This is a genomic window from Oleiphilus sp. HI0123 (genome assembly GCF_001635315.1).
In genome coordinates, this window is record NZ_LWGE01001118.1 from 1 (window position 1) to 6,651 (window position 6,651).

Below are 6,651 nucleotides of genomic sequence, written 5' to 3' on the forward strand. Positions count from 1 at the left end.
CATGGAGTATGATTTTTATTTGATGCCTAAAAAGCGAGCTCTAATCTTTGCAGAGAAGACACCCAACACCTGCGTACTCCCGATCGAACGAAATCAAGAACGTGAGGTAAAGTTTACCTGGATTAGCCCCATTTTGATCTCAAGAAATGGTTTGTTTCAAACAATAGATCAGCACTTGGATCGAAAGATCATCACCTTAATGGATGCCCAACCGTATCGCATAGGCAGCCACTTGGGCAGCGCGAGTGGCGCATATCTTAAAGGCATGGGTTTTGAGGTAGAGATCGTTGCAAAGAATTCCGCAAATATTCATAAATTAAGAGCAGGCCGTATAGACTTTTGGGAAACAGACGCGGTAGCGGCACACTACATATCCCACACTGAGAACATCGAAATTAAGAAATCTGCATTAGATTTTTTTACACATCTTAGAGCAATCGGCTGCAACCTATCGATTTCGCCTGCAGTGATTAAAAACATTCGCAAACATCTTAAACAGATGTACCGGGATGGCTCGATCGACAAGATCAATCAGGAGTTTATGCCTTGATTTCTTAAACATCGTGAACAGCTATCGCTCAAAAACAATACTAGCGCCAACCACTAGAATCCTATAAGCTCGCTCTCCTTATTTTGGCTGTATTGTTATTGTACAGCCCCTACAGTTGAGCAGTTTATGAGTTTCGAGTCTTTAGGTCTTTCGCTTCCACTATTAAAAGCTATTGAAGAATTAGGGTATAAAACCCCATCCCCTATACAAGAAAAAGCTATACCTGAAGTACTTGCCGGCCATGACCTTTTAGCAGCAGCACAAACCGGCACAGGGAAAACTGCTGGTTTTACATTGCCCATCCTAGATCGTCTCGTTAAAGGCGAAAAACCAAAAGGTAATCGAGTTCGTGCAGTTATCCTCGCCCCAACCAGAGAACTCGCAGCACAAATTGCCGTAAGTGTTGAGCAGTATTCGAAACACCTTCCTCTACGTTCTTCTGTTGTCTACGGTGGCGTCAAGATTAACCCTCAGATGATGCTGCTACGTAAAGGTCTCGATATACTTGTAGCCACTCCGGGACGTCTTCTCGACCTACACTCTCAAAATGCAGTGAAATTTGAAGACCTCGAAATCCTTGTTCTCGATGAAGCTGACAGAATGCTAGATATGGGCTTTATAAGGGATATTCGGAAAATTATTTCCTTGCTTCCAAAGAAAAGGCAAAGCCTATTATTCTCAGCCACCTTTTCAGACGAAATCAAGATGCTCTCAAGAGAGTTTACACATAACCCCGTTGAGGTCTCAGTTAGTCCCAGTAATACAACAGCAAAAACAATTGAGCAGTGGATATACCCAGTCGATAAAAATAGAAAATCAAAACTTTTATGCCAATTGATTAAGGAAGAAAACTGGCAACAAACTTTGGTTTTTTGTCGTACCAAACATGGATCAAACCGCCTAACAAGAGTTCTCGAAGGGGCAGGTATCAAAGCTGCCGCGATTCACGGCAATAAAAGTCAAGGTGCCCGAACTCGAGCCCTACAAGAGTTTAAGTCTGGTGTCATTCAAGTTTTAGTTGCGACTGATATTGCAGCACGCGGCATCGATATAGATCAGCTACCTCAGGTTGTTAACTTTGAGCTACCTCACGTATCTGAAGATTACGTGCACAGAATAGGTAGAACCGGCCGCGCGGGGTCGGATGGTTTAGCGATATCTTTGGTTTGTGCCGATGAATTTAAAGAACTCAAAGGTATTGAACGGTTAACTAAACAAGTGATTCAACGTAGAACGGTCGAAGGCTTCGAACCTGTGCACTCCCTACCCGAATCCCAGCTAGATACTCGTCCGATCAAAGCAAAAAAGCCCAAGAAACCCAAAAAGCCAAAAGCCGAGCAGCACGGCAATCAGGCGAAGACCGACTCCGATAAAAATAAGCCTAGAAGAGCAAAAAGACGCCCTACTCAAAAGCAATCCCGCGGAAATCAGTCAAGCAGCCAGTCAAGTAACAAGGATATATGGAAACAAAAGTAGCCGTAGCCACTAAGAATTGTTTTGAAAGAACTTAAAAAGCTCAGATCCAGGTAATCTGAGCTTTATTGAAAAAAGACGATTAGATTGTTACAGAAATAGAGTCGGATAAGTCGCTTTCGAGGCCGTCAGTATCTACAACGGTAATTGCAAAATGATAATCACCATCGGCCAGCTCAGTAACAATATATGAGGTATCTAGACCATCGACCTCATGAACAGTATCAACCTCACCGTTACCAGCAACTTGATAGATTCTAAAGCCCTGTATTTCGTAAACTTCGAAATCTGAACCATCCGCTCGCTGACTTGGATAAGCCCAGCTAAATTCTATAGCGCCGAGAGACGCTTCTTGCTCCTGCCCGTCAGTAGCGTCAGAAGAACCTTCGTTGTCACTACCGCTAGAATCACTCGACCCGCTTTGACTTTCCCCACTGCCCGCTTGCTGGTCGTCAGAGCCACTGTCATCTTGTCCACCGACTACTGAGCCGCCAGTATCTCCAGCATCGCTTGAATTATCTGAAGAATCGTTGGAAGCCTCTTCACTGTTCCCCTGAGCCTCTTGCCCACCAGGCTCTTCAACTTGCTGAATTTCTACAGGTTCTTCGTCAGAGGTCGCTGCTGAGCCACAACCAACCAAAGCCAAGGGAGATAAACTAATAATCGAAGAAACAATGGCGCTACGTAATTTACTCTGTACTTTAAGAGCTTGGTCAATCTGTCTACGACTCAACCAGCCTTTATCGACGAGAATCTGACCCAAGGGCAGATCAGTGCCTTGCTGAGAAGCAATTGCTTCATTCAACTGCGTTTCGTTTATTAGGCCTTTATCTAAAAGAATATCACCTAGACGCGTTTTTTCTGTTTGTTGAGTCGCGTACATATTTTTACCCGCCTATCATCATTTTCTCTCGCACGAACCTGTATTCCAACTACTTAAAGACAAGCTAAATCACCATAGCGATTGTCTAAAGCTTGCAACAAACTGCGGGAGTAATACGTGAACCAATGTTGCGTAATGTTTCTATTAATATAGATGAGAACATAGCTTTATCAACACGACCAGTAAATTGAGCATATATCGTACAATATTTTACAATTCGACAATAAAACGAAACATCTGGATTTTCTATATAATTGCAAAAGCATGGACGTTGATAGCAATTCAAGCCTTTCTGCCCCTAATTATAATTTTTGTTATCTGATTCACCCTATCTAGCCAAGGACTATGATAGGCTTTGCCAGCAAAAAATAATGCACCACAATACGCTCTAAACAAGGATGAATACGAATGACTACTCGACTATTTAGTCATTTCACTGGCCAGCTTTTTTTCAACAGCCACATGAATTCATATATATACCGCCCAGCTCTTCAGCAGAGGTGTGCTGTATGAAGCTCTTCTCTATATTTCTTTGCATCTTGATAAGCCTGTTCAGTAGCTCTGCTTTTTCTTTAGAATCTAAAACGTTCTGCGTTTGGGATCCTGTTGGCCGAAGTGGCCCAGTGATGACATTTTATTCCGACGTTATTCCACGAGCTCAAGCCTGGGGATTAAAGCTCAAATTTGTCGCCTACACCGAAGAAACCGATGTTGTTAAGCAATTTAAGGCTGGCAACTGCGAGGCTGCCGTTCTTACGAGCATCCTGTCGCGCCAGTTTGTTAAGTTTGCCGGCACAATGGACGCAATTGGAGCAATTAACTCAGAGAAAGGGCTTGAGCTTGCTATCGCTACGCTAAGCCGCTCTAGGGCTGGCAAGCTGATGATCGAAAACAATTATGAGGTTGTAACAACCTTCCCTGTTGGTTCGATGTATGCCTTTGTTAAAGACCGCTCGATTGACACAATTGACGAATTTTCTGGTCAAAAGATTGCGATTTTGAATAATGATCCGCAAATGTATAAATTTGCAAGTTTATCTAAGTCCAAACCTGTCACGGTAACACTATCAAACTTTGCAGATAAATTTAAAACCGGCGAAGTTGATATTGTGATCATGCCCGCTCTTGCCTACAACACCTTTGAGCTTTACGAGGGTCTTGCAGATAAAGGAGGAATTATTGATTACCGGCTATATTACGGAATGCTTCAAACCATTGCTCGTCGTGATCAGTTCCCTGAGGATTTCGGGAATAAAATGCGAAACTACATGCTGACACGAATGAAAGCGATGAACAAAATGGTAGTTGATGCCGAAGAGGAAATCCCCAAGCACTACTGGATTAAAACTAATCAATTCGTAAAGGATGAGATTGATCACTTCAGTAAACGCATTAGACTTGCCTTACAAGACGATCAGATCAACAACCCTACCGCACTGAAGTTATTCTGGAAAATTCGCTGCCGTCTAGACCCTTCTCGTGGCGAATGCAAAGCACCGCCCAAGGTGGTTAGCAAACGCGTCAAAAAGAACAACATAGAGAAGCAAAAGGCCCAAGCAGACGCAGCTGCTAAAAAGAAGCTCGAAGCCGAGCGCATCGCTCACGCAAAAAAAGCTGAAGCTGAACGCTTAGCTAAACAAAGAGCAGAAGAAGAGAAGCGGCTTCAAGAGCAAAAAGAACAAGAGCAACGCAAGCTTGAAGAGGAAAAGCAGCTTCTAGCCCAGCAACAGCAAGAACAAGCACGACTTGAGGAAGAGCGCCGTATTGAAGAACAACGAATAGCGCAAGAAAAACTCAAGCTAGAAGAAGAAAAGAAAGCCTTAGAACAAGAACGCATCGTACTTGAACAAGCAAAAAATGAGCTTGAGAAAAAAGAGTCATGGAGTTTATGGGACTTTCTATTTGGCTGGATCTAAGCGGCAATAGAGCAAACGATGAACCGCTCCAAATTAGAAGAAATAACGAAGGCTATCCTGGATAAGTCGTCGCCATATTCATACAAAACAAAAGCCTTAGAGGACTATGCAAAGGTCTGTAGTGATCTTGGCGGTATAACAGCATCTCCTGCCTTCGATGCATGGGCGAGTGATTCATACCTCCCTCAAGGCTTAGCTATTTGCTCGGAAGCAGCAGCTCAGTGCACACTTGATCATCAGCGCAGCATAACCTTCATTCAGGCTGTCAATGCCGCTATAAGCGATACATTAGCCAACTCTATCGATCAGCCAATAAAAATTCTTTACGCTGGCTGCGGGCCCTACGCAACGCTCCTACTACCGCTACTAACTCAGTTTTGCTCTGATGAAATAGAACCATACTTTTTAGATATCCATCAAGAATCGCTTGACAGTGTTGAACGCCTATTACAGGCCTTTGAATTAACGAAGTATTCCAGTCACCTTGTCAACGCTAATGCCTGTGAATACCAGCACCCTGATACACTCGACATTATCATCAGCGAAACAATGCAGAAGTCTCTTGAGCATGAGCCTCAAGTAGAAATAACGGCAAACCTAGCAGACCAACTTAAGCCGCATGGTATATTTATTCCACAATCTATTAATGTGTCTTTAGAGCTTAAGGTTGTGAAGAATAACAGCGCTGATTCTGCAAACGCTACATTCTACCCGGTTGCAAGGTTAATAGACCTAACGCCAAAACACGCAGTTAAATATTGCGCTGAAGCAAAAAACAATAGCTCCAACGCTGAGCTATCCTTTTACTGCTGCAGCTTCACACTCCCCAAACAAAATCTATCAGGTCGCCACTCCCTATTCCAGACAACTACAATACAAGCGTACAAAGATTACATATTGAGCAACGGTGATTGCGACCTATCTCTCCCGAGGCCTTGTTTAGAAATATCGCAATTGAATGGTGAAGCAACTTACGAGGTTAGCTATGCACTTGGAGGCTATCCAAAATTTGTATTTTTAAATCGCTAGAACGATCGCGACATGCCACAACTATAAAAATAAGGAGCGAATAGGGAAATTGGTAGGACTAGGCAGATTCGAACTGCCGACCTCTACCATGTCAAAATAGACTCGTAAGTTGTTGATTGTTGGTTAAACCGCCCTACCCTTGCCGTATCTTGCCTTCCAAAAAATTGAATATTAAGATCATCATAACTAAATGGCAAGTTTAAGCAATATACCGTAATTACTGGGCTACGAAGCCCTAAGTGAGTATTGACCTCTACACCATAAAACCGTACAAACGATGAACTTTGTAGATGGACATAGTGTCCGAGTAATTTGGACCTTTTAAAGATCTAAATGGTCAATTTACGAGAATATTTGGATGATTTAACGTCATTAATGAGCCTTCATAAAAGAAAATCTAAACGCAGGAAGAGCAAATAATTTATACTAGTAACGCCCCGTTCCTCTTCATATCATCAAGTTTGATTTTAATATTGACACGAGACCATCGCGCGGCCAATCCATCTATGGCAACAAAGTCGGGATAGCTAATTCAAAGATGGTTGCAACGGAATATATAGTATTCTCAAGTTTTCCGTTAGTTTTTCTCACACAAATTAATAGTGTTGTCATCGAAGAAAACGTCTTTACCTAGTTCACCAGTTTCCTTTGCTGCAAGATATGGTTTGCATACATGGCTTTTCAGTTCTTGATTATTCATTTCAGCCCTAACAACCTGGAAGAGAGAGATACATAAAGCTATGACTGATATTGCCAATGCAGGAATACTTATCTTCTTTGTAAAAACCATTCTTATGATC

Annotated in this window: 6 protein-coding genes; 4 read left to right on the plus strand and 2 right to left on the minus strand. The window is 42.6% G+C overall.

Annotated features, from left to right (window positions below; all coding sequences use genetic code 11):
- Window positions 1–550: ABC transporter substrate-binding protein (locus A3761_RS11420; RefSeq protein WP_068750237.1), on the plus strand; the 550-nt coding region annotated here is incomplete at its 5' end.
- 126 nt (window positions 551–676) lie between these two features.
- Entirely contained in the window at window positions 677–2,026 is a 1,350-nt protein-coding gene (locus tag A3761_RS11425; protein WP_068553317.1) for a DEAD/DEAH box helicase, read from the plus strand.
- A 79-nt stretch (window positions 2,027–2,105) separates the two neighbouring features.
- On the opposite strand, the gene A3761_RS11430 is transcribed toward A3761_RS11425, so the two are convergent.
- The gene (locus tag A3761_RS11430) at window positions 2,106–2,906 is read right to left on the minus strand and encodes a hypothetical protein (RefSeq protein WP_068507789.1); all 801 of its coding nucleotides are present in this window, start codon (window positions 2,904–2,906) and stop codon (window positions 2,106–2,108) included.
- 509 nt (window positions 2,907–3,415) lie between these two features.
- On the opposite strand from A3761_RS11430, the gene A3761_RS11435 reads away from it, so the two are divergent.
- The gene (locus A3761_RS11435; protein ID WP_068507791.1) at window positions 3,416–4,822 is read left to right on the plus strand and encodes a putative solute-binding protein; all 1,407 of its coding nucleotides are present in this window, start codon (window positions 3,416–3,418) and stop codon (window positions 4,820–4,822) included.
- A gap of 18 nt (window positions 4,823–4,840) precedes the next feature.
- Window positions 4,841–5,851 (plus strand): hypothetical protein, encoded by a 1,011-nt coding sequence (locus tag A3761_RS11440; protein ID WP_068507793.1) that lies wholly within the window; start codon window positions 4,841–4,843, stop codon window positions 5,849–5,851.
- Between the two features lie 577 nt (window positions 5,852–6,428).
- On the opposite strand, the gene A3761_RS28545 is transcribed toward A3761_RS11440, so the two are convergent.
- Window positions 6,429–6,651 (minus strand): hypothetical protein (locus tag A3761_RS28545; protein WP_231881210.1); only part of this gene is annotated, 223 nt, incomplete at its 5' end.